Annotated in this window: 18 protein-coding genes; 12 read left to right on the top strand and 6 right to left on the bottom strand. The window is 73.3% G+C overall.

Annotated elements, in window-relative coordinates; translation table 11 throughout:
- Window positions 1-88: 88 nt before the first annotated feature.
- Window positions 89-1,078 (bottom strand): N-acetylglucosamine kinase, encoded by a 990-nt coding sequence (locus tag FHU28_RS24140; protein WP_184686711.1) that lies wholly within the window; start codon window positions 1,076-1,078, stop codon window positions 89-91.
- 157 nt (window positions 1,079-1,235) lie between these two features.
- Here FHU28_RS24140 and FHU28_RS24135 point away from each other — a divergent pair, with 157 nt between their 5' ends.
- From FHU28_RS24135 to FHU28_RS24090, 10 genes are all read left to right on the top strand, one after another.
- A complete protein-coding gene (locus FHU28_RS24135) occupies window positions 1,236-2,183 on the top strand; it encodes a MurR/RpiR family transcriptional regulator (protein ID WP_116507118.1) in 948 nt (315 codons plus the stop codon).
- Window positions 2,180-2,929: a sugar isomerase domain-containing protein gene (locus FHU28_RS24130; protein ID WP_184686710.1), complete on the top strand. Its 750-nt coding sequence runs from the start codon at window positions 2,180-2,182 to the stop codon at window positions 2,927-2,929. Before FHU28_RS24135 ends, FHU28_RS24130 begins: the two co-directional genes overlap by 4 nt.
- A 24-nt stretch (window positions 2,930-2,953) precedes the next feature.
- On the top strand, window positions 2,954-4,366 hold the full coding sequence (gene ngcE / locus FHU28_RS24125) for an N-acetylglucosamine/diacetylchitobiose ABC transporter substrate-binding protein (protein ID WP_184686709.1): 1,413 nt from the start codon (window positions 2,954-2,956) through the stop codon (window positions 4,364-4,366).
- 22 nt (window positions 4,367-4,388) lie between these two features.
- The gene (locus FHU28_RS24120; RefSeq protein WP_073831311.1) at window positions 4,389-5,330 is read left to right on the top strand and encodes a carbohydrate ABC transporter permease; all 942 of its coding nucleotides are present in this window, start codon (window positions 4,389-4,391) and stop codon (window positions 5,328-5,330) included.
- 13 nt (window positions 5,331-5,343) lie between these two features.
- Entirely contained in the window at window positions 5,344-6,300 is a 957-nt protein-coding gene (locus FHU28_RS24115; protein ID WP_184686708.1) for a carbohydrate ABC transporter permease, read from the top strand.
- 138 nt (window positions 6,301-6,438) lie between these two features.
- Entirely contained in the window at window positions 6,439-8,106 is a 1,668-nt protein-coding gene (locus FHU28_RS24110) for a bifunctional 3'-5' exonuclease/DNA polymerase (RefSeq protein WP_221454407.1), read from the top strand.
- 140 nt (window positions 8,107-8,246) lie between these two features.
- The gene (locus tag FHU28_RS24105; protein ID WP_116507115.1) at window positions 8,247-8,840 is read left to right on the top strand and encodes a nucleotidyltransferase family protein; all 594 of its coding nucleotides are present in this window, start codon (window positions 8,247-8,249) and stop codon (window positions 8,838-8,840) included.
- A 40-nt stretch (window positions 8,841-8,880) separates the two neighbouring features.
- Complete coding sequence (locus tag FHU28_RS24100; RefSeq protein WP_184686707.1) at window positions 8,881-9,213, top strand: TfoX/Sxy family protein; 333 nt, start codon at window positions 8,881-8,883, stop codon at window positions 9,211-9,213.
- A gap of 81 nt (window positions 9,214-9,294) precedes the next feature.
- On the top strand, window positions 9,295-10,011 hold the full coding sequence (locus FHU28_RS24095) for a VOC family protein (RefSeq protein WP_184686706.1): 717 nt from the start codon (window positions 9,295-9,297) through the stop codon (window positions 10,009-10,011).
- Window positions 10,012-10,074: 63 nt separating this feature from the next.
- The gene (locus FHU28_RS24090; RefSeq protein WP_184686705.1) at window positions 10,075-10,560 is read left to right on the top strand and encodes a hypothetical protein; all 486 of its coding nucleotides are present in this window, start codon (window positions 10,075-10,077) and stop codon (window positions 10,558-10,560) included.
- 10 nt (window positions 10,561-10,570) lie between these two features.
- Here the strand turns inward: FHU28_RS24090 and FHU28_RS24085 are convergent, their stop codons facing one another.
- The 4 genes from FHU28_RS24085 to FHU28_RS24070 form a co-directional block, all read right to left on the bottom strand.
- On the bottom strand, window positions 10,571-11,380 hold the full coding sequence (locus FHU28_RS24085; RefSeq protein WP_184686704.1) for a metal-dependent hydrolase: 810 nt from the start codon (window positions 11,378-11,380) through the stop codon (window positions 10,571-10,573).
- A 200-nt stretch (window positions 11,381-11,580) separates the two neighbouring features.
- Entirely contained in the window at window positions 11,581-13,812 is a 2,232-nt protein-coding gene (locus tag FHU28_RS24080; protein WP_221454405.1) for a serine/threonine protein kinase, read from the bottom strand.
- Between the two features lie 139 nt (window positions 13,813-13,951).
- Window positions 13,952-15,277, bottom strand: a complete 1,326-nt coding sequence (locus tag FHU28_RS24075) for a glycosyltransferase family 4 protein (RefSeq protein ID WP_311773645.1) — start codon at window positions 15,275-15,277, stop codon at window positions 13,952-13,954.
- Between the two features lie 129 nt (window positions 15,278-15,406).
- Window positions 15,407-17,350, bottom strand: coding sequence for an amylo-alpha-1,6-glucosidase (locus FHU28_RS24070; protein ID WP_184686701.1), 1,944 nt, complete (start codon window positions 17,348-17,350; stop codon window positions 15,407-15,409).
- 42 nt (window positions 17,351-17,392) lie between these two features.
- Here FHU28_RS24070 and FHU28_RS24065 point away from each other — a divergent pair, with 42 nt between their 5' ends.
- A complete protein-coding gene (locus FHU28_RS24065; protein WP_184686700.1) occupies window positions 17,393-20,095 on the top strand; it encodes an MGH1-like glycoside hydrolase domain-containing protein in 2,703 nt (900 codons plus the stop codon).
- 41 nt (window positions 20,096-20,136) lie between these two features.
- Here FHU28_RS24065 and FHU28_RS24060 read toward each other — a convergent pair whose 3' ends face one another.
- Window positions 20,137-21,456 carry a hypothetical protein gene (locus FHU28_RS24060; RefSeq protein ID WP_221453279.1) on the bottom strand — a complete coding sequence of 440 codons (1,320 nt, stop codon included), beginning with the start codon at window positions 21,454-21,456 and terminating at the stop codon, window positions 20,137-20,139.
- A 135-nt stretch (window positions 21,457-21,591) separates the two neighbouring features.
- On the opposite strand from FHU28_RS24060, the gene FHU28_RS24055 reads away from it, so the two are divergent.
- Complete coding sequence (locus tag FHU28_RS24055; RefSeq protein WP_073831812.1) at window positions 21,592-22,287, top strand: HAD family hydrolase; 696 nt, start codon at window positions 21,592-21,594, stop codon at window positions 22,285-22,287.
- Window positions 22,288-22,292 lie beyond the last annotated feature (5 nt).

Genomic DNA, 22,292 nt, shown 5'->3' with positions numbered 1-22,292 from the left:
CGGCGTTATGACACCCATGGCGTTCCACCCCACGGCCGAGCGCCGTCGCACAGCGCAGCGCGGCGGGCGGCCAGAGCGGTGGGGCGGGTCAGGCGGGTGGAGGCACGAGGCGGGCGTGCAGCGCCGCCGCGTCGGTCACCTCGGGCAGGTCCCGGGCGGCGAGCCAGGCCGCGGCGGCGGCCCCGTCCCCGGCATCGGAAAGCGGCGCGTCCGGCCACCGGTCGGCCAGTTCCGCGCGTACCGCGCCGGCCAGCGGGGTGTCGCCGGTGAGCAGGCCGCCGCCGAGCACCACCGGATCGGTCGCGCCGGGCGGGCGGATCCGGGACACGCTCTCCGCCAGCGCCGCGGCGGCCTCGGCGATCAGCTCGACAGCCGTCGGCTCCCCGTCGCGGGCCGACGACACCACGAGCGGCGCGAGCCGGGCCAGCTCCACAGGGGGCCGGCGGGTCACCGCCTGCACCACGGCGTCGACTGTCGCGCGCGGGCGGTCGTCCACCTCGGTCACGCCGGTCAGTTCGGTGAGCACCCGTCGGCCCAGGTCACCGGGTGCTTCCGCGCGGTCCAGATCGGCCAGCAGCCGCCGGACCGCCTCGCGGCCGAGCCAGAATCCCGAGCCGGCGTCGCCGAGCAGCCAGCCGTGGCCGTCGGCGGTGCGGTCCAGCCGCAGGTCGCGTACCTGGGCGGCGATCGCGCCGGTGCCGGCGATGAGCACCGTGCCGTCCGGGGCGGCGGTGCCGGAGGCGTAGGCGACCAGGGCGTCGCCGTGCACCGCGTACGGGCAGCGCAGTCCCGCCTCGGCCCAGGCCCTGTCGAACGCGTCGCGGCCGTTCGGGTCGGCCAGGAGGCGGCCGGCTCCGGCGAGGCCGATGACGCCGGCGCGTACCCGGATCGGGTCGATGTCGGCGAGCGCCGCGCGCAGGGCGGCGAGCAGCTCGGCGGCGGCCCGCTCGGCGCCGTGACTGGTCGGGTTGCCGCCACCGGCCCGGCCGGCGCCCAGGCGGGCGCCGTCGAGGCTGAGCGCTGCCGCGCGGGTGGACGTACCCCCGACGTCGAGGCCGACCACGACGGTGTCCGACATGGTCCTCATGCTGGTCGGCCGCGTCGCCGGATGCAAGATCGCGGCCGTGCGCCAGGTAACAGTTTGAAAACTTCGCCCACAGCCTTGACACGGAGGGGCCTTCAGTAAGAACTTTTACCACTAACAGTTAACACTCTTTTCCGAAAGGCGCCCGCCGATGGCCGAGCACGAGGTGGAGACTTCCGCGGCGACCGCGGTGGTCGATGCCGGTCCGGCCGACCGGCTGGGCGCCGACGGGGTGCTGGCCCGGGTCCGGGCCGGCGCGGGAGAGCTGACCGGCGCGTTGCGCCGGGTCGCCGAGCACGTGCTCAGCGACCCGGAGGCGGCGGCCCGGGCCACCATCGTCGAACTGGCCGAGCGCAGCGGCACGTCACCGGCGACCATCACCCGGTTCTGCCGGGCGATGGGCTTCGAGGGGTACGCGGACCTGCGCCTCGGCATCGCCGCCGAGACCGGGCGGGCCCGCTCCGCCGGCTGGACCGTCGACATCGGACGCGAGATCCAGCCCGGCGACCCGCTGTCCCGGGTGCTCGACCAGATCATGGCCGCCGACACGCGGGCCATGCACGACACCGCCGCGCTGCTCGACCTGGCCGAGGTGGAACGGGCCGCGGTCGCCATCGCCGGGGCCAGCCGGGTGAACATCTTCGGCGCCAGCGGCAGCGCGCTCGTCGGCGAGGAGATGCAGTTCAGCCTGCACCGCATCGGGGTGGCGGCATGGGCCTGGAGCGACGTGCACGAAGGGCTGGCCAGCGCCGCGCTGCTGGGCGCCGGGGACGTCGCGCTCGGCATCTCGCACACCGGGCAGACCCGGGAGACGATCGAGCTGCTCGCCGAGGCCGGCAGCCGCGGCGCCACCACCGTCGCGCTCACCGGCTTCCCCCGCTCGCCGCTCGCCGAGCTGGCCGACATCGTGCTGGTCACCGCCAGTCAGGCGACCACGTTCCGGCCCGACGCGCTCTCCGCCCGGCATCCCCAACTCGTCGTGCTCGACCTGCTCTACATCGCGGTGGCGCAGCGTACCCACGACCGCGCCCACGCGGCCTTCCGGCGTACCGCCCAGGCCGTCGACGGGCACAAGGCCGCGAAGGGGTCCCTCTCATGATCAGTGCCCAGCGGTACGCCGACGCGGTCCGCCCGGTACTCGACCGGCTGGTCGACACCCAGGCGTTAGCGGTGGACCGGGCCGCCGACCTGATCGCCTCCGGCCTGCGCGCCGGTGGCGTCCTCCAGGCGTTCGGCGCGGGTCACTCCGAGGCGTTCGCCGCCGAACTGGTCGCCCGGGCCGGTGGCCTGGTCCCCGCCAACCGGCTCTCCCTGCACGACCTCGTGCTGCACGGCGACGCGCCCCGCGACGTGCTCGCCGACCCGAAACTGGAACGCGACCCGGCCGTGGCGCACCAGCTCTACGCGCTGGCGGCGCCGCAGCCGGAGGACGTGTTCGTGGTCGCCTCGCAGTCCGGCATCAACGGCTCGGTGGTCGAGCTGGCGACGCTCGTCAAGCGCGGCGGCCATCAGCTGATCGCTGTCACCTCGGTCGAGCACACCGCGCGGGTCGCCCCTCGGCACCCGTCCGGGCACCGGCTCGCCGACCTCGCCGATGTCGTGCTGGACAACGGCGCGCCGTACGGCGACGCACTGCTGCCGCTCGAGGGCGGCGGCGCGGTCTGTGCGGTCTCCTCGGTCACCGCGGCGCTGCTGGCGCAGCTGCTGACCGCCGAGGTCGTACGACGGTTCCACCAGGCCGGAGAGGTGCCCCCTGTCTACCTCTCCGCCAACGTCCCCGGTGGGGACGAGCACAACCTCGCCCTCGAGTCGCGGTACGCCGGGCGTCTCCGGCGGACCGCCTGACCCGACACCACAAGGAGAGACAAGATGTCGGTTACTCCCGAGAAGTTCGGCGACGTCAGCCGTCGGACGCTGCTGCGGCGGGCCGCCGCGGCCGGTCTGCTGGCCGTACCGGCGGCGGGTCTGCTGAGCGCGTGCGCCGGCAGCGAGCCGAGCAAGTCCGACGGCGGCGGCGCGGCCAAGAGCAAGGACAACCCGTTCGGCGTCAAGGACGGCAGCGCGGTCAAGGTGGTGGTCTTCAACGGCGGCCTGGGCGACCAGTGGGCCAAGGAAGACAAGGTCATCTTCAACGCCAAGCACGCGAACATCACGGTCAACATGTCTTCCACCCAGAAGATCAAGACCGAAGAGCAGCCCAAGATGGCGACGCAGCCGAGCGACCTGGTGATGAACTCGGGCGCCGACATGATGGACCGCAGCACGCTGATCAACGAGGGCGCGATCGAGCCGCTCGACGACCTGCTCACCGCGCCGGCCTGGGACAGCGAAGGGACCGTGGCCGACAGCCTGCTGCCGGGCACCGTCGCCGACGGTACGCAGAACGGCAAGTTCTACGTGGTCAACGTGGCGTACACGGTCTGGGGCAACTGGTACAACGCCGCTCTGTTCAAGAAGGAGGGGTGGACGGCGCCGACCACCTGGGACGAGTTCTTCGCGCTCGCGCCGAAGATCAAGGCCAAGGGCATGGCGCCGTACGTGCACGACGCGGTGCACGGCTACTACCCGCGCTGGGCGCTGTTCGCCAGCATCTGGAAGGCGGTCGGCAAGCAGGCCGTCGTCGACATCGACAACCTGAAGGACGGCGCCTGGAAGGCCGACGGCATCGTCGCGGCGCTGGAGCCGTGGGAGAAGCTGGTCAAGGACAAGCTGCTCCTGCCGGGCAAGCTCGACCACACCCAGTCGCAGCAGGCGTTCCTGGACGGCAAGGCGGCCTTCATCCAGGTCGGCACCTGGCTGAAGAACGAGATGGCCGCGACCATCCCGCCGGGCTTCGAGATGACCATCTCCGACTACTGGAGCAAGAGCGGGGACAAGGCCGCCAAGGACGTCTTCGCCTCCTCCGGCGAGGGATTCGTGGTGCCGAGCAAGGCACCGAACAAGGAGGCCGCGAAGGAGTTCCTGCGGGCCATCCTGTCCAAGGCCGGTTCGGCGAAGTTCGCCGAGCTGACCAAGTCGCTGGCCTCCACCAAGGGCTCCGGCGACAACGTCCAGGACACCGCGTTGGCCTCGGCGAACTCGCTGATGAAGAACGGCAGCTCGGACCTGATCTCGGTCAAGTTCCCGGACTTCTACGCCGACCTGGACAAGGAGAGCCAGAACCTCTCCGAGGAGCTGATGGCCGGCCGCCTCACCGCGCAGCAGTTCGTCGACAAGATGCAGGCGGCCGCCGACAAGGTCGCCAAGGACTCGTCGGTCAAGAAGCAGACCCGCACCGCCTGATCACCGCGAGGAAGTGAGTCCAATGCGGCACGGAGTCGCGCGTTTCGTCACGGGCTTCCTGGCCCTGCCCGTCGCGCTGTACCTGTTCTACGTGGTGTGGCCGTTCGCCCAGGCGGCGGGGTACTCGCTGACCGACTGGGGTGGGTACTCGGATTCCCAGCGCTTCGTCGGGCTGGACAACTACGTCCGGCTGATCTCCGACGAGCTGATCCGGAAGGCGTTCTGGCACAACGTCTTCTTCCTGGTCACCGTGCCGCTGTTCACGATCGCGCTGGCCCTGTTCCTCGCGTTCCTGCTCAACGTGGGCGGACGCGAGGACAGGGCCGGTATCCGCGGGGTGTTCGGCTCCGGGATCTACAAGGTCATCTTCTTCTTCCCGCAGGTGCTGTCGCTGGTGGTCATCGCCGTCATGTGGCAGCAGATCTACCGCACCGACGGGCAGGGCCTGATCAACGGCCTGCTCATCAAGATCGGGCTGGTCGACGCGGACAACCCGATCGCCTTCACCGCCGACCCGGAGCCGTTCCTCGGCGTGCCGGCGGTGCTCTGGTGGCTGCTGTTCATCGCGGTGTGGAGCGGCGCCGGCTTCTACATGGTGCTGTTCTCCGCCGCGATGCAGTCGATCCCGAAGGACATCTACGAGGCCGCCATCCTCGACGGCGCGGGCCGGTTCCACACGTTCTTCCGGGTGACGCTGCCGCTGCTGCGGGACAGCATCTCGGTCGCCTGGGTGTATCTGGGCTTCATCGCGCTGGACATGTACGCGCTGGTCTTCGTCATGACGCCGAGCCAGGGCGGGCCGAACCACGCCAGCGAGATCTTCGCCTCGGTGATCCAGTTCAACGCGTTCCAGAAGGGCCAGTTCGGCTACGCCTGCGCGATCGCTGTCGCGCTGGCCATCTTCACCATCCTGCTGGCCGCGCTCCAGCTGAGGATCACCCGCCGTGAGCGGATCGAGTACTGAGGAGGTCTGGACGATGAGCACTGTGACCCACACCTCCGGTCCGGCCCGGTCCGACACGGCGCCGCCGGACCGGCCGCCGGTGGACCGGCGTACGAAGGACGTCGGCAACGGCTTCGGCGGCCGGATCTTCAACGGCTTCTCGCACCTGTTCCTCGCGGTCTGGGCGATCATGGTGGTCTACCCGCTGCTGTGGGTGGTGATGTCGGCGCTCAAGACCGACTCCGAGGTGATCCGCGAACCGCTGTCCCTGATCCCCGACTCGCTGCAGTGGGACAACTTCGCCCGCGCCTGGACCGCCGGGATCGACAGCTTCTTCCTCAACACGCTGCTCGTGCTCGTGTTCAGCGTGACGTTGACGATGCTGCTCGGCTCGATGGCCGCGTACGTGCTGGCGCGCTACGAGTTCCGCGGCAACCGGTTGATCTACTGGATGTTCCTGTCCGGGCTGACGCTGCCGATCTACCTGGCCGCGGTGCCGCTGTTCAAGGGCGTCTACAACACCGGGGTGAGCCTTCCGCTGCTCGGCCCGAACAAGCACCTCATGCTGATCCTGGTCTACGTGGCCTGGTCGCTGTCGTTCACGATCTTCTTCATGCACTCGTTCTTCCGGACGCTGCCCGACTCGATCGCCGAGGCGGCACAGGTCGACGGGGCCTCGCACACCCGTACGTTCTTCAGCGTGATGCTGCCGATGGCCAAGCCGGGCCTGATCAGCATCGGCATCTTCAACGTGCTCGGCCAGTGGAACCAGTGGTACCTGCCGACGCTGCTCATGCAGTCGGTCTCCGGCGAGCCGAAGAACCAGGTGATCGCCCAGGGCCTGATCGAGCTGTCGGTCAATCAGGGGTACAAGTCCGACTGGTCCGGTCTGTTCGCTGGTGTCACCATGGCGATGCTGCCGGTGCTGATCGTGTACATCGTGTTCCAGCGCCAGGTGCAGTCCGGCCTCACCGCCGGCGTAGGCAAGTAATCCCCCGGATGTAAGGAAGGGCCCCTTGTTAACGCGCAGCGTTAACAAGGGGCCCTTCCTCTACCGCAGGCGTTAAGAGGGGGCCCTTCCTTACATGCGGAGCGTGTCAGGGGGAGGGGGCAGAATGCGTCCGTGCTGATGGCGGTGGTGGCGGACGAGCGGGGCGGCGGAGTGCTGCAACCGCTGCACGCCGACGGCACCCCGTCCGGCCCGGCCGAGGAGGTCGCTGACCTGGCCGCCGCCGTGGCCGCCCGCGAGGCCGCCGGGCACCCCCGCTGGCTCTGGGCCGCCTGGGCGGGCGTCTACCCGGCGCTGCTGCGCGCCGGGGTGCGGCTCGACCGCTGCCACGACGTCGAGCTGACCGAGGCCCTGCTGCTCGGGCACGCGGGCCGCTGGGGCGAGCCCCGAGCGCTGCCCGCCGCCTGGGCCCGGCTGACCGGCGCGCCGGTTCCGCCGGATCCGGCGCCCCGCCCGCCCGAGCCGCCGGGCCACGCCCAGGCCGCGCTCTTCGAGCCGCCGTCGGGCCCGCCCGGTCCGGGCATCACGGTCTTGACCCGGGTGTACGCCGACCAGCTCGCCCGGATCGCCGCGACCACCCACCCCGGCCGGTTCCGGCTGCTGGTGGCCGCCGAGTCGGCGGGCGCGCTGGTGGCCGCCGAGATGGGCGCGGCCGGTCTGCCCTGGCGCGCCGACGTGCACGACGCGATCCTCGCCGACCTGCTCGGTGAGGCGTCACCGGTCGGCGGGCCACCGCGCCGGCTGGCCGAGTTGCAGGCGCGGATCGCTGATGCGTTCGGCGTACGCCAGGTGCACGCCGACTCGCCGGCGGAGCTGTTGCGGGCGTTCGCCCGGGCGGGTGTGGAGCTGCCGAACACGCGGGCCTGGGTGCTGCGTGGGGTGGAGCATCCGGCGGCGCCGCTGGTCCTGGAGTACAAGGAGCTGTACCGGATCTGGACGGCGCACGGCTGGGCCTGGCGCGACGCCTGGGTCTCCGGCGGCCGGTTCCACCCGGAGTACGTACCAGGCGGTGTGGTCTCCGGCCGGTGGGCGACCCGGGGCGGTGGGGCGTTGCAGATCCCGAAGGTGATCCGGCAGGCAGTGGTGGCGGACCCGGGCTGGACGTTCGTGGTGGCCGACGCGGGCCAGCTCGAACCGCGCGTGCTGGCGGCGGTCTCGGGTGACGAGCGGCTCGCCGCGGCGGGCGGCGCCGGTGACCTGTACGCCGCCCTGGCCCGGGACGCGTTCGCCGGTGACCGGGCCAGGGCCAAGGTGGCCCTGCTCGGGGCGATGTACGGGCAGACCGGCGGGGCAGCGGTGCCGGCCCTGGCGGTGTTGCGGAAGAACTATCCGACCGCGTTCGGCTACGTCGAGGCGGCGGCGCGCACCGGTGAGGCGGGCGGGCTGGTCCGGTCCTGGCTGGGCCGCACCTGCCCGCCGGGGTCGGCGGGGTTCGCCGAGGGGGAGGAGACGCTGTCCGACGGCGAGGCCGACCCGCACAGCCCGTCGGCCCGGGCGGCGCGCTCACGCGGGCGCTTCACCCGCAACTTCGTCATCCAGGCCACCGCCGCCGAGTGGGCCTCCACGCTGCTGGCCACGCTCCGCACCGAGTTGGCCGGCACGGAGGCGGAGTTGGTGTTCTTCCAGCACGACGAGGTGGTCGTGCACTGTCCGGCCGGGCAGGCGGCGGCGGTCGCCGAGGCGGTCACCGCGGCCGGCGCGCGGGCCACCCGGCTGCTGTTCGGCGACACTCCGGTCCGGTTCCCGCTCGACCTGTCCACTGTCGACTGCTACGCAGACGCGGCATAGTCACGCAAATTTCCGTTTTGCCCCGCTACCCACCCCTGGTCGCGCTCGTTGGGCCCGGTGTGCGTACGACGGGACGGACCGGGCGGCTGTGCCCGGTCCGTCCCCTGATCGAGGGGGCACCGCTGAACCGGATCGCTGCAATGATCATCGCCGCCGGTGGCGGCCGCCGCATCGGGGGACCCGAAGCGCTGCTGCACCAGGGAGAGAAGCCGCTGGTCAGCCAGATGATCGACACGATGGCCGAGGCAGGCTGCGCGCAGGTCGTGGTCGTCCTGGGCGCGGCGGCCGAGCAGGTGCGGCAGACCACCGACCTGACCGGCGCCACGGTCGTGGTCAACCGCGCGTGGGGCACCGGCGTCGGCTCCTCGATCCGGGCCGGGCTCGCCGCGCTCACCGACGACGACATCGAGGCCGTCGTCGTGGTCCCGGTGGACATGCCCGGGCTCACCGCGACGGCGGTCCGCCGCGTGACCGCCCTGCCGTACCCGGACGTGCTGGTCTGCGCCACCTACGACGGGTTGCGAGGCTACCCGATGCTGTTCGGCCGCCGGCACTGGTCCGGCATCGCCACGCTCGCCAGCGCAGACGTCGGGGCCCGGCCGTACCTGCTGGCGCACAAGGACCAGATCGTCGACATCGCCTGCGACTCGGTGGCCGACGGCAGCCGGATCGACAGCCCGGAGCTGATGGCGCTCTACGGCCTGTCCATCCCCGAGCAGCGCGTCGGCGCCTGAGGCACCCCCGCTTGTCGGACCCGGGTGCCAGGATCGGACCGTGGCCTACGACGAGGACCTGGCGAACCGGGTGCGCGAACTTCTCGGCCCTGAGCCCGACATCTCCGAGCGACGCATGTTCGGCGGCCTGGCGATGATGCTGCGCGGCAACATGGCGGTGGTCGTGCGCGGCGCGGGCGGCCTGATGGTCCGGGTCGACCCGGCCGAGGCCGACAGTGCGCGGGGCGAGCCCGGCGCCGAGGCGACTGTCATGCGGGGCCGGGAAATGCGCGGCTGGGTCACCGTGTCGTCGGACGCCTGCGAGCGCGACGCCGACCTGGCCCGCTGGGTCGACCGGGGTGTCCGCTCCGCGCGCACGCTGCCGGCGAAGTAGCCCGCCGGATATCCGGGTGCGCGACCGGGCCGGCCCGTCCTACGCTGCGGCCAGTCGGCAGCGGGGGATCGGAGACGGCGGATGGCGGTTCACCTCTACGCGGTCAGCCTCGACGCGGGCGACCCGCTGCGGCTCGCGCGGTTCTGGTCCGTGGTGCTGGGCCGGGAGATCGTCGAGCACCCGCGCGAGGGCGTGGCGCTGGGCGGCGACGCCCACAGCGACTTCCGCATCCGGTTCCTGCCCAGCGACGCGCCGAAGACCGCGCAGAACCGGATCCACTTCGACCTGACCAGCGCGTCGCCGCAGGCCCAGCGGGAGACGGTCGGCCGCGCGCTGGCGCTGGGCGGCCGGCACATCGACATCGGCCAGGGCCCGGACGACGACCAGGTGGTGCTCGCCGACCCCGAGGGCAACGAGTTCTGCGTCATCGGCGCGGGCAACACCTTCCTCGCCGGCTGCGGCCCGCTCGGCGCGGTCAACTGCGACGGCACGCGGGCGGCCGGCTGCTTCTGGAGCGAGGCGCTGGGCTGGCCGCTGGTCTGGGACCAGGACGAGGAGACCGCGATCCAGTCGCCCCGAGGTGGCGCGAAGGTCACCTGGAGCGGCCCGCCGCTGATGGATCGCGACGGCCGCGACCGCCTGCACCTGGACCTGGTCGCGGCCGATGACCGGGACGCGGAGGTCGACCGGCTGCTCGCGCTCGGCGCGAGCCGGGCCGGCGCGGGCCGGCACACCGCCGACGACCTGGTGCTGGCCGATCCGGACGGCACCGAGTTCTGCCTGCTGACGCCGCGGTGAGGTGAGGCGCTACCGTCCTGGGGGGACGGTCACCGGGACGTCCGCCACGGGGGAGGGCACAACATGGGCACCACCATCGCTCGTCATCTCGCGGGAGCCACGGCGGCCTGGTTCGTCGTCGTGGCCGAGGCGGTCGTCGGCTACCTCGGCCTGCTGGCGTACGCGCTGGTCACCGGCGCCGACCCGGGCGGCCCGCTGGCCGGACCGCTGCTGGTGCTGATCGCCGCGTTGCTCGGCGTGGCCGCGCTGCCGCTGCTGTTCGCGCCGGCTGTCGCGCTCGGCGAGGCCGCGAGCCGGCGTCGGGCCGCGCCGGCGCTGGCGTACGCCGGGCTCGTCGCGGTCGTGCTGGCCGCCGGGTACGCCGCCGCGGTGGCGGTCGCCACCGACGTGCCCGGCACCTGGGTGCCGCTCGTGGCCGGGATCAGCGCGCTGCTGGCCCTCGCGCCGACGGCGGCGTACGCGCTCACCGCCCGCGGCGTGGGGTGGACGGCCCGGCTGATCCGGCGCCGGGTGGCCGACGCCCGGGTGGTGCGGGCCGAGGCGGGCTGACCCGCCCGGGCTACACCTGGATGTCGAAGCGCTGCAGCACCGAGGGCGCGACCAGCCCCACCGCGGCCAGCACGGACAGGATCGTCATCGCGGTGCGCAGCACCACCGTCTCGGCCTTGCTGCCGGTACGCAGGGCGATCTTGTTGGGCAGCCCGATCATGGTCCACATGCGGCGTTTGATCGGGATGGGCCAGAGGATCGGCACCCCGGCCCGGGTGATCATGTCGCCGAGGATGTGCACGAAACAGCCCACGCCGACGGCGAGGCCGATCATCGGATAGCCGCGGTCGCCGGGCAGGTTGGCGAACGTGAACCAGGCCGCGGCGGCGGACACCAGCGTGACCACCACCCAGCCGGCGCGTTCGGCCCACCTGTCGAACAGCCCGCGCAACGCCAGGCCGATCATGAAGAAGAGGATTCCGACGACCGCCCACTTGCCGTAGTGGGCGCAGAGCGCGGTGGTGCCCCAGCCGACCAGCACCGTGAACGGGATGGTGTGGGTGAGCGTGCGGTGCCCGTTGTTGCGGCGCGGATCCTTGCTGAGCTTGGTGGCGTAGTAGACGCCGAGCGAGATCTTCTCCATCACCTCGGCGACGAAGAGGCTGAACACGCCGAACGTACGGGCCACTGTCGCGCCGCCCTGATTGCGGGTGACCTTCCCGGACAGGTCGAGGTCGGGAAAGAGCGCCCCGCCCGCGCATACCGCGGTGCCCACCGCCAGCGCCAGCGGTGTCTGGTGGTAGTCCGCGAACTGGGCCATCGCCCAGGAGCCGGTCAGCCACACCGACGCGCCCGAGAGCGCGTGGGACGGTCCCATCATCTCGGCTCGCCCTTCCCGAAGATCTTGATCCACAAAAACTACGCCACTGTAGTCAGCCCGTGCGACAGCGGGGCATCAGCCGGACGGTCCACTGGGGAAGGGGTGCCGCGGGCGCCCGACGGCGTACCGCGGTCACCCGGAAGTATGGCGGGACGGGCGGCCGGCGCCACGCCGACTGTCGGTGATGGGACGGGTGGCGTTCAGCCCGCGGTACGGGTGGGCCGGACCGTTCCGAGGCTCGCCCGGATGACGGCGAACTGCTTCGACGCGGCGGCCCAGTCGTCGTCGGACGTGGTCAGGCCGAGCGTCCACCCGGCCCGCTGACCGGGCAGTACGCGCAACGCGTGCATCCGCTCGCCGTACGGCGCGGTCCACCGGCACTCCCACTCCGCGCCCGGACCGTCGGCGGCCAGCCGGACCTTCTCGTACTGCGGCAGCCGCCCTGCGGAGGTCAGGTCCCGCTCGGACGACCGCAGCCGGCCCACCGGATCTCCACCCGGGTACGGCTCGACGCCGAGGATGCGCCGGGTGGCCGGGTCCTGGAAGCAGGTCGTGTCGCCGGAGCGCAGTTGCAGCCACCCGGCGGGCAGGGCGATGTGGAAGCCGCCGGTGTCGGCGGGCCAGACCCAGCCGGCCGGCACGTTCACCGCCGGGTCCTCGGGGGGTGGGCCTTTGCGGACCGGCGTGCCCGTCACGTCCGGCCGGACACAGGGAAAGGGGGGAGGGGGCGCGCCCGGGCCGCCGGGCGGGCGGTCCCAGGGCTGCACGACGGTCTCGCTGGACCTGCGCGCCTCCGGATGGTCGTCGGCGCCGTCGGTGACCGCCAGCGCGGTGCCGACGCCGGTCGCCACGGCGAGCAGCACCGCGCCCACGGCGAGACCCCAGCGTTGCAGCCGCTTCTGATCCTCGGCGTCGAGCGGGCGGTCAGCGGGGCGGGGAACCCCGGTGGGCGAGGGCGGACCGGCCCGCAGCGCGCCGCTGTCGGCGGGGCCGCTGTGGGCGACCGGGGCCGGGCGGGCGACCGGCGCCGCGTCCGGGCCGGCGATGCGCACCGGGCTCAGCGCGTCGGCGCGGGGCGCGGACTCGGGGCCGGTCGGGCTTCCCGGGTCGACGAAGCTGGTGAGGACCGTCGGGCCGAGGCTGACCGGACCCGGACGGTCCGGGGCCTCCCGGGGCGGCTCCGCCGGCGCGGTCGCGGCGGGCTCCGCCCGCCCCAGCTCGCCGGACCGGTCCCGCTGCGGTGGCTCGGAGCGTGGTCGCGGCGGCGGCTCGGGTCGATCCGCCGAGCCCACCGGGCCGGACTGCCCGGAGCGGTCCACCGGCCCGGTGTGCCCGGACTGGCCGGAGCGGGCGGCGGCGCCGGAAGGGCTGGACCGGCCGGATTCGCCGGAGGGGCCGGGCAGGTCGGCGGAGTCGGACGCACCGGCCGGGGTCGCCTGGTCGCCCTCGGCGGGCGGGGCCCACTCGCTGCGCTTCGCCGCCCGGCTCCAGGCGCGGGCGGCGGCGGCCGGCGGCATCAGGTCCGGGTACACGGCGCCCGCCGCCCGGGTCGCCGGCTCGTCACCGGCGCCCGCGCCAGGGGGACGTCCCCGAGCGTCGCCCTCGCGCCCGGCGGACAGCCGGTCGGGCGGTACGGCGGACCGGCCCACGGACCCGCTGCCCGCCGTCGCGTCGGCGTCGGACACCGCGGCCACGCCGAGCAGGCGGGCGGTCTCGTGGTGGCCGAGCCGGGCGCGCGGGTCGCGCCGCAGCAGCCCGGCCAGCACCGGCGTCAGCGGACCGGCGTGCGGCGCGGGGTCGGGCGGCCGGGTGGCGAGCGCGGCGAGCGTCGCCATGGCGGTGCTGCGGGCGTACGGCGAGCGGCCCTCCACGGCGGCGTGCAGCGTGGCGCCGAGCGACCACATGTCCGCCTCGACGCTCGACACGCCTTCGGCGGCCCGCTCCGGCGCCACGTACTGGGGGGAGCCGAGGACCAGGCCGGGGCGGGTCATGGCGCCGTCGCCGCCCTGGAACACGGCCAGCCCGAAGTCGGTGAGCAGCACCCGGCCGTCCCGGGCGAGCAGCACGTTGGCGGGTTTCACGTCCCGGTGCAGCACCCCGGCGTCGTGCGCGGCGCGCAGCCCGGCGAGCACCGCCAGCCCGATCTCGGCGGTCCGCCCGGGCGGCAGTGGCCCGTCGGCCTCGACGATCTCCTGGAGGGAGCGGGACGGGACGTACTCCATGACCAGCCAGGGGTCGCCCTCGACCCGGACCACGTCGTAGACGCGGACCACGTTGGGGTGGTTGAGCCGCGCGGACGTACGCGCCTCGCGCAGCGTCCGGGCGCGCAACTCGTCCCGCTCGTTCTCGGCGAGCCAGTTCGGCGGCACGACCTGCTTCACCGCGACCTCACGGTGCAGCTCCTCGTCGCGCGCCCGCCAGACCTGGCCCATCCCGCCCCGGCCGACCAGGTCGAGCAGGCGGTACCGTCCGGCGATCACTACGTCCCGCACCGCACTCCTCACCGCTGGTCAGTGGTCCACAATAGCCAACGGATCGGACGGTACCTATCGCCTGGCGGAACGTCATGCCCTAACTGGCCGTACCGGCAAGCAGATTCCCTTCCGGAATGGTGATCGCGGAACGATCCCGGGCCAGCAGGGCGGTGGCCCGGCGGGCATGGAACGCGTCGTGGTCGCGGCGCGCGGCGGCGTAGCTGCCCGCGGTGCGGGCGGCGATCGCCGACCAGGCGTACCGCTGCGTCACCATGGTCCGGGCCCGGCGCGCCACCCGGCGGGCGAAGACCTCGTCGGCGAGCAGCCGGTCGACGGCGCCGGCCAGCGCGTCCGGGTCGCCGTGCGGGAACGTCACCCCGGTCACCCCGGGCTCGACGATCTCGGCCAGCCCGCCGGTGCGGGCCACCGCCAGAGGCGCGCCGGCGGCCGCCGCCTCCAGCGCGATCATGCCGAACGGCTCGTAGAGGCTGGGGATCACCGTGGCGTCGGTGGCGGCGAGCACGGCGGGAAGCTGGGTGGAGTCCATGAAGCCGGCGAACCGGATCGTGTCGCCGAGGCGCAGCCGCCGCGCCTGGTCGACCAGCTCGTCCTTGTACGGGCCGTCCCCGGCGATCACCACCCGCAGGCCGGGGTGCCGGTCGGCCAGGCGCGGCACGGCGTGCACCAGGTGCTGCACGCCCTTCTCGTAGACCAGCCGGCCGGCGTACCCGACGAGCGGCCCGCCCGCCGCGAAGCGGGCCCGGGCCGAGGCCACCGCGTGCGGCCGGGCCCGCCAGGCCCGGTTGTCGACGCCGTTGGCGACCACGTCGATGCGCCCGGACGGTACGCCGAACAGCCGGGCCACCTGGTCGCGCATGTACCCGGAGCAGGCGATCACCCGCCCGGAGGCGTTGCTCAACCAGTGCTCGACGCCGTGGATGGTGCGGTTCATCTCCTCCGGCAGCCAGCCCTGGTGCCGGCCGGCCTCGGTGGCGTGGATGGTGGTCACGAGTGGCACGTCCAGGTGTTCGGCCAGCGTGACGGCGGTGTGCGCGACCAGCCAGTCGTGGGCGTGGATGACGTCGTAGGCGCCGGAGGAGGTGGCGCGCAGCGCGGCCCGGGTCAGCGTGTGGTTGAAGGCCATGGTCCAGGCCAGCAGCGAGCCGGTGGCGAGGGGGAAGCGGACGGGGTCCTCGGCGGCGCGGACGACGCGTACGCCGTCGGCGTACTCCTCCAGGGGTGCGCCTTCGGCGTGGCGGGTGACGACCGTGACCTCGTGCCCGGCGGCGGCCAGCGCGACGGACAGCGCGTGGACGTGGCGGCCGAGGCCGCCGACGAGCACCGGCGGGTACTCCCAGGAGAGCAGCAGCACCCGCAGGCGCCGGGCGGGCTGGATGTCGATCACTTCGGCGTCAGCTGACACGCGGCCCCCTTTGAGTTGTGGTGTCCCCACCTCCGGCGGCGTCGCCGCGGGCGTCCGGTGGGGCCGCCACCCATCCTGCCGAGGGGTCGATAACCGGCGGCGACGCGCCGGTTGCCGGTCTGTAACGCGTTACCGGCGGGAGCGCCGCGCGCGCAGCAGCTCGGCGACCGACCACGCCTGGAACGGGCAGCCGGTGGCCGCGTGCGGGGCGGCGCCGTCGGCGGTCTCGCTCACCGAGCCCAGGCCGTCCTCGGCGAGGTGGCCCTCCAGCCCCACCAGCAGGTCGTCGGCGGGCAGCCCGGCCCGGCGGTACGCGTCGAGCAGCGGCCCGGTCAGCCACGGCCAGACCGTGCCCTGGTGGTACGCGGAGTCCCGCTCGGCCGGGCCGCCCCGGTGCCGACCGGTGTAGCCGGGGGAGCCGGGGGCGAGGCTGCGCGGCCCGAGCGGGGTGACCAGCGCCTCGGTGAGCCGGCGCAGCGTGCCCTCGTCCGGCTCCAGCGGCGCGTACGGCAGGGACCAGGCGAGCAGCTGGTTGGGGCGCAGCAGGTCGTCGTCGTGGTGCGCGGCCCCGCCCAGCGGGTACGCCGGTGCGGGGGCGTCCACCACGTCGTACAGCCAGCCGGCCGGGGCGGGGAACCGCTCCCGGAACGCGGCGGCGGCCCGCCGGTGCAGGGCGTGCAGCCCGGCGGCGTCGCGTCCGGCCAGCTCGGTCAGCTCGGCGAGCCCGGCCAGCCCGTTGATCCACAGCGCGTTGATCTCGACCGGCTTGCCGGTACGCGGGGTCACCGGCACCCCGTACACCCGGGCGTCCATCCAGGTGAGCGCCACGTCCGGCGGGCCGCCCTGGGCCAGCAGCCCGTCGGCCGGGTCGACGCCGATGCCGTACCGGGTGCCCGCCACGTGCGCCTCGACCACGCCGTGCAGCGCGGGCAGCAGCTCGTCGCCGAGGTCGGTGTCGCCGGTGACAGTGACGTGCCGGCTGACCGCGTGCAGGAACCAGAGCGTGGCGTCGACGGTGTTGTACTCGACCCGGCCGGTGTCCGCGGTGTTCGCCAGCATCCCCTCGTTCAGCGTGGCCGCGTACGCCCGCAGCAGGTCCCGGCCCTCGTCGGCCCGGTTCGTGCACAGGAACAGGCCCTCGTAGGAGATCATCGTGTCCCGCGACCAGGCCCCGAACCAGGGATAGCCGGCGACCACGTCCGGGCCGGTGGCGGTGCGTACCACGAACGCGTCGGCGGCGAGCGCGAGCGTCGCGTCGACCGCGTCGCCGGGTTTCGCCGCGGCCACCACCGCCCGGTTGCGCCGCCGGGTCGACTCGACCACCGCGGTCGCCGGTGGCGGCTCCTCGGCCAGGTCGTCCGCCCAGGCCAGCACCGAGACGGTCGCGCCGGGCTCGTCGAGCGCGCCGGTGAACCGGCCCGCGTACCAGAGGTCCTCGTCGGGGTGCAGGCCGCGCTCGGCCTCGGTCCGGTGGCGCACCCCGTGCCACCACTGCCCCTCCGGGGTCCAGTCCGGCCCGGCGAGCCGGTACGCGCCGTCGACCACCGCGCCGCCGGCCGCCGGCTCCAGCCGGGGCGCCGGGCCGTCGGCCCGCCGCTCTCCGTGCGCGTCTCGCCAGGTGCAGGCCGCCGCGAGGTCCAGCCGCACCGGGCCGCCGGAGATCAACCGGTGTACGACGGCGACGCACGAGCGGCCGTACGTCATGGCGACCTCCCGTTCGATCACCACGTCACCGATGCGCCACCGCCAGCGCGGCACCCCGTCGGTGAGGTCGAAGCGTTCCAGCAGCTCGAAGCCACGCGGGTCGACCACGCCGGAGGACCACTCGTGCGCGCCGAGGCGGACCTGCCGCCCCGACGGCAGGGTCACCGCCGGGTCGAGGCTGACGAGTCCCACCTTTCGGGACGCGGGCGTGTCGCCGGCCACCACGAGCAGTCCGTGGTACCGGCGGGTGCGCAGCCCGGCGACGGTACCCATGGCGTATCCGCCGAGCCCGTCCGTGACCAGCCATTCCCGCGCGGCGGCGGCGGACAGCTCCCCGCAGACCCGTGGCCCGAAACGGATGTCGATCAACTTTCCTCCACCGGCAGCGAGGTGTGACATGCCACGACGAGAATGGCCGCTGTGGAGAAGTACCCCGGCGGCGTCGAAGATGTGCCAGTGATCACCGACCGGTCGACCTCCGCGTCCCCCGACCCCGAGCGGCACCGGCTCGCCCAGGCCGACGCCGGGGAGCAGGACTGGCGCGCATGGGGCCCCTATCTGTCCGAGCGGGCGTGGGGGACGGTACGTGAGGACTACAGCGAGCACGGCACGGCCTGGGACTACTTCCCCCACGATCACGCGCGGTCCCGAGCCTACCGGTGGAACGAGGACGGCATGGGAGGCGTCTGCGACGACCGGCAGACGTTCTGCTTCGCCCTCGCGCTGTGGAACGGGCGCGACCCGATCCTCAAGGAGCGGATGTTCGGCCTCGGCGGCGACGGCGGCAACCACGGCGAGGACGCCAAGGAGTACTGGTGGTACCTCGACAGCACCCCCACGCACTCCTTCATGCGCTGGCGCTACCACTACCCGCAGGCCGCCTTCCCGTACGACGAGCTGGTCGCGGTGAACGCGCTGCGCGGCCGGGACGACACCGAGTACGAGCTGGTCGACACCGGCATCTTCGACGACGACAGGTACTGGGCGGTGACGGTCGACTACGCCAAGGCGTCGCCGACCGACATGTGCGTGGTGATCACCGTGGCGAACCGGGGTGACACCGACGAGACCCTGCACGTGCTGCCCACGCTCTGGTTCCGCAACACCTGGGCCTGGGGGCTGCCCGGCACGGACCGGGTGCCGAAGCTGGTCGGCACGGGTTCCCGGCTCGTCGGTGAGCACTGGGTGCTCGGGCAACTGCTGCTGGAGGGCGACGGCGACCCGGTGCCGCTGCTGTGCGACAACGAGACGAACGCCGAGCGGCTGTGGGGGCTGCCCGGGCGGTCCGCGTACCCGAAGGACGGCATCAACGACCACGTGGTAAACGGCGCGGCCACCGTCAACCCGGAGCGCACCGGCACCAAGGGCGCGCTGCACTACGTGCTCGACGTGCCGGCCGGCGAGCAGCGGCAGATCCGGCTGCGGCTGACCCGCACCGCGCCGCCGCCGGCCGCCGGGCCGCCCGCCCCGGCCGACCTCGGCGACGGGTTCGACGCCGTGCTCTGGGCGCGCCGGGCCGAGGCGAACCGGTTCTTCGACAGCGTCATCCCGGCCGCCGCCACCGCCGACGAGGCCCTGGTCGCCCGCCAGGCCATCGCCGGGCTGATGTGGGGCAAGCAGTTCTACCACTTCGACGTCGAGCGCTGGCTGGCCGGCGACCCCGGCTCCGCGCCACCGCCGGCCGGCCGCCGGCACGGGCGCAACAGCGCCTGGTGGCACATGAACAGCTTCGACGTCATCTCCATGCCGGACCCGTGGGAGTACCCCTGGTACGCGGCCTGGGACCTGGCCTTCCACTGCGTGACCATCGCCCGGGTCGACCCGGGCTTCGCCAAGGAGCAGATCCTCCTGCTGCTGCGCGAGTGGTACCTGCACCCCAACGGGCAGATCCCGGCGTACGAGTGGGCGTTCGGGGACGTGAACCCGCCGGTGCACGCCTGGGCGGCGCTGAAGGTCTTCGAGATCGACGGCTCCCGTGATCACGAGTTCCTCGCCCGCGTCATGCACAAGCTGCTGCTCAACTTCACCTGGTGGGTCAACCGCAAGGACACCGGCGGCAACAACGTCTTCGAGGGCGGCTTCCTCGGGCTGGACAACGTCGGCCCGTTCGACCGCTCGGCCGCGCTGCCGGTCGCCGGGGTGCTGGAGCAGTCCGACGGCACCGGCTGGATGGCCATGTACGCGCTCAACCTGCTCGACATGGCGATCGTGCTGGCCGAGCACGACCGCGCGTACACCGACACCGCCACCAAGTTCTTCGAGCACTTCGCGTACATCGCCGCGGCGGCGTACGAGCAGGGGCTCTGGGACGCCGAGGACGCGTTCTTCTACGACGTGCTGCGCCTGGCCGACGGCACGAAGGTGCCGCTCAAGGTCCGCTCCGTGGTCGGGCTGCTGCCGCTGGCAGCCGTCACCCGGCTCACCGCCCGCACCATGCGCCGCCTGCCCGAGCTGGGCGCGCGGCTGCGCTGGTTCCTCACCAACCGCCCCGAGTACGCCGAGGTGATCGGCGGCCGCCGGATCGGGCCGGACGGCCGCCAGCAACGGCTGCTGTCGATGGTCGCCCCGGACCAGGTGGTGCGGCTGCTGGCCCGGATGCTCGACACCGACGAGTTCCTCTCCGAGTACGGGCTGCGTACGCTGTCCCGCGCCCACCTGGACAAGCCGTTCACCGTCACCCTCGGCGGGCAGGAGTTCAGCGTCGGCTACGAGCCGGCCGAGTCGACCAGCGGCCTGTTCGGCGGCAACTCCAACTGGCGCGGCCCGATCTGGATGCCGACGAACTTCCTGCTGATCAGCGCGTTGCGCGACTACGCCGCGTTCTTCGGCGACGACCTCCAGGTCGAGTACCCGACCCGCTCCGGGGTCAAGCGGTCGCTCGACGAGATCGCCGACGACCTCTCCGCGCGGCTGATCTCGCTGTTCACCCGCGACGGGTGGGGACGGCGACCGATCTACGGCGCCGCGCAGCTGTTCCAGACCCATCCGGACTGGCGCGACCTGATCTGCTTCCCGGAGTACTTCCACGGCGACAACGGCGCCGGGCTCGGCGCCTGGCACCAGACCGGATGGACCGCGCTGGTCGCCGACCTGATCCTCACGTTGCGCCGCTGACGCGCGGGGCGCGACGGGAAGGCCCGCCGCGCCCCGCGCGCTCACGGCAGCGGCAGGAACGCCAGCCGGGCGTGGTACTCGCCGGCCACCGTCACAGTGTCGCTGCCCACCCACAGGCCACTGTCGGTGGCGTACAGCTCCTGGGTGCCGACACCCCGGTCCTTGGTCGGGTTCCACGGCAGTGCCTTGCCCGTGGTCGGGTGGATCGCCCCGATACCCGGCCGGGACACCGCGCCCGGACCGGCCGAGTCGCGGCCCTGCGGGTTGTCCAGCCAGCGCTGGTGCCCGCCGACGTAGACCGCCGCGCCGGTGACCGCCACCGACAGCAGCGTGTCGCCGCCGGTGTAGTTGGCCCAGGTCGGCTGCTTGCCGCCGGTGGCCGTGCCGAACTCGAAGCGCGCCGCGGTGTCGCAGAGCGTGCCCGGGAACGCCGCGCCGGTGGTGACCACCGCGAACCAGGTGCCGTCCGGCGAGATGTCGACGCCGCGCATGTAGACGGGCATCGTCCGCGCGCACTGCGGCTGATAGCGGTCGGTGGCCCAGCCGGAGAGCGTGGCGCCCGACGCGCTCAGGTCGGCGACGGCGATCTGGTGCCTCGCCACGCCCGCGACGCTGCTGAAGCCGCCGACGAACACCAGCCGCCGGCCGTCGGCGGAGACGTCCAGGGCCTCGATCTTCACCGGCGCGGTGGCGCCGGAGGTGGTCGTGCGCGGCCCGGCCAGGTTCAGGTTGACCGACGCGTCGGCCGCCCCGGTGGTGGCGTTCACCGCCGCCAGGGCGCGCCGGGTCACCCCGCCGACGGTCTGGAACGCGCCGCCGACGATCAGCCGGTTGCCGACCAGGCGCATGTCGTTCACCTGGTTGTTCAGCGCCGGCGTGGTGAACCCGGCGACCCGGGCGCCGGTGGCCGCGTCGATCCGGGCCAGCCGGGACGCCGCGGCGCCGTTGACAGTGGTGAACGCGCCACCGATGTAGAGCGAGCGGCCGTCCGGCGCGGCGGCGAGAGCCTTCACCGCGCCGTTCACCTGCGGCCGGAACGTGGTGTCGATCCGGCCGGTGGTCGCGTCGAGGGCCACCAGGCGGGGCATCGCGAGCTGGGCCGACTGCCCGGCGTTGCGCACCTTGGTGAACGTGCCGGCGACGTAGACGCGGTTGCCGATCTGGAGGATCCGGTGCACGGTGCCGTCCAGCGCGTGCGGCGTCCAGTCGACCGGGTTCGTGCCGACGACTGTGGTGTGTGCGGCGTTCACGGCGAGCGCCGGGGATCCCGGCAGCGCCGCGCCCGCGACGGCGAGCGTCGCGGCCACGGCGAGCGCCGCGGCCCGTCTGCGCCCAAGTGGATGATCGGGTGAGATCGTCATGGCCGAAGCATGTCGCCCGACCAGGGATCGCGCAGTCGGGTAGCCGCCGGTAACCGGCCGCCGACCGGATAATCCACATGGTCCGTCCGGAGATCGGGCAGTACGGTGTGCGAGGTCCGCGAGGGAGGGAGCCTCATGCCGCGCCGGGATGCCGCCGTGCTGATCTTCGACGCCGACGACACGCTCTGGGAGAACAACGTCCTGTTCGAGCGGGTGATCGACGACTTCCTCACCTGGCTCGACCATCCCACGCTGGACCGGGCCCGCATCCGCGCGGTCCTCGACGACATCGAGCGGGCCAACGCCGTCGCGCACGGCTACGGCAGCAAGGTGTTCCTGCGCAGCCTCGGCGAGTGCCTGGAGAAGCTGCGCGAACGTCCGGCCACCGCCCGGGAGCGCACCGAGATCGAGCAGCTCGCGGCGGCGCTGATCGGGCACCAGGTCGAGCTGATGCCCGGGGTGGCCGAGACGCTCGACGACCTGGCCGGGCGGCACGAGCTGCTGCTGCTGACCAAGGGCGAGCGCGAGGAGCAGCAGCGCAAGCTGGACGCGTGCGGACTGCTGCACCACTTCCGTTCCGCGCACATCGTGCCGGAGAAGGACGCCGACACGTACCGCTGGCTGGCCCGCGAGCACGCCTTCGACCCGGCCGCCGCCTGGATGATCGGCAATTCCCCGCGCTCGGACATCCTGCCCGCCCGGGCCGCCGGGATGAACGCGGTCTTCATCCCGAACGAGAACACCTGGATCCTGGAGCACGACGAGCTGGACCCGTCCGACTCCCAGGTGATCCGGCTGGCCGCGTTTCCCGACCTGGTCCAGCACTTCTGAGGCGG

It is taken from the genome of Micromonospora echinospora, assembly GCF_014203425.1.
Lineage (GTDB): Bacteria > Actinomycetota > Actinomycetes > Mycobacteriales > Micromonosporaceae > Micromonospora > Micromonospora echinospora_A.
This window is presented reverse-complemented; position numbering and strand designations above follow the sequence as displayed.

Bases quoted from the DNA above. Each gene is read 5' to 3' on its own strand.
- FHU28_RS24140 (WP_184686711.1), bottom strand. From the start codon at position 1,078: ATGTCGGACACCGTCGTGGTCGGCCTCGACGTCGGGGGTACGTCCACC.
- FHU28_RS24135 (WP_116507118.1), top strand. From the start codon at position 1,236: ATGGCCGAGCACGAGGTGGAGACTTCCGCGGCGACCGCGGTGGTCGAT.
- FHU28_RS24130 (WP_184686710.1), top strand. From the start codon at position 2,180: ATGATCAGTGCCCAGCGGTACGCCGACGCGGTCCGCCCGGTACTCGAC.
- ngcE (WP_184686709.1), top strand. From the start codon at position 2,954: ATGTCGGTTACTCCCGAGAAGTTCGGCGACGTCAGCCGTCGGACGCTG.
- FHU28_RS24120 (WP_073831311.1), top strand. From the start codon at position 4,389: ATGCGGCACGGAGTCGCGCGTTTCGTCACGGGCTTCCTGGCCCTGCCC.
- FHU28_RS24115 (WP_184686708.1), top strand. From the start codon at position 5,344: ATGAGCACTGTGACCCACACCTCCGGTCCGGCCCGGTCCGACACGGCG.
- FHU28_RS24110 (WP_221454407.1), top strand. From the start codon at position 6,439: ATGGCGGTGGTGGCGGACGAGCGGGGCGGCGGAGTGCTGCAACCGCTG.
- FHU28_RS24105 (WP_116507115.1), top strand. From the start codon at position 8,247: ATGATCATCGCCGCCGGTGGCGGCCGCCGCATCGGGGGACCCGAAGCG.
- FHU28_RS24095 (WP_184686706.1), top strand. From the start codon at position 9,295: ATGGCGGTTCACCTCTACGCGGTCAGCCTCGACGCGGGCGACCCGCTG.
- FHU28_RS24090 (WP_184686705.1), top strand. From the start codon at position 10,075: ATGGGCACCACCATCGCTCGTCATCTCGCGGGAGCCACGGCGGCCTGG.
- FHU28_RS24085 (WP_184686704.1), bottom strand. From the start codon at position 11,380: ATGATGGGACCGTCCCACGCGCTCTCGGGCGCGTCGGTGTGGCTGACC.
- FHU28_RS24080 (WP_221454405.1), bottom strand. From the start codon at position 13,812: ATGGGCCAGGTCTGGCGGGCGCGCGACGAGGAGCTGCACCGTGAGGTC.
- FHU28_RS24065 (WP_184686700.1), top strand. From the start codon at position 17,393: ATGGCCGCTGTGGAGAAGTACCCCGGCGGCGTCGAAGATGTGCCAGTG.
- FHU28_RS24060 (WP_221453279.1), bottom strand. From the start codon at position 21,456: ATGACGATCTCACCCGATCATCCACTTGGGCGCAGACGGGCCGCGGCG.
- FHU28_RS24055 (WP_073831812.1), top strand. From the start codon at position 21,592: ATGCCGCGCCGGGATGCCGCCGTGCTGATCTTCGACGCCGACGACACG.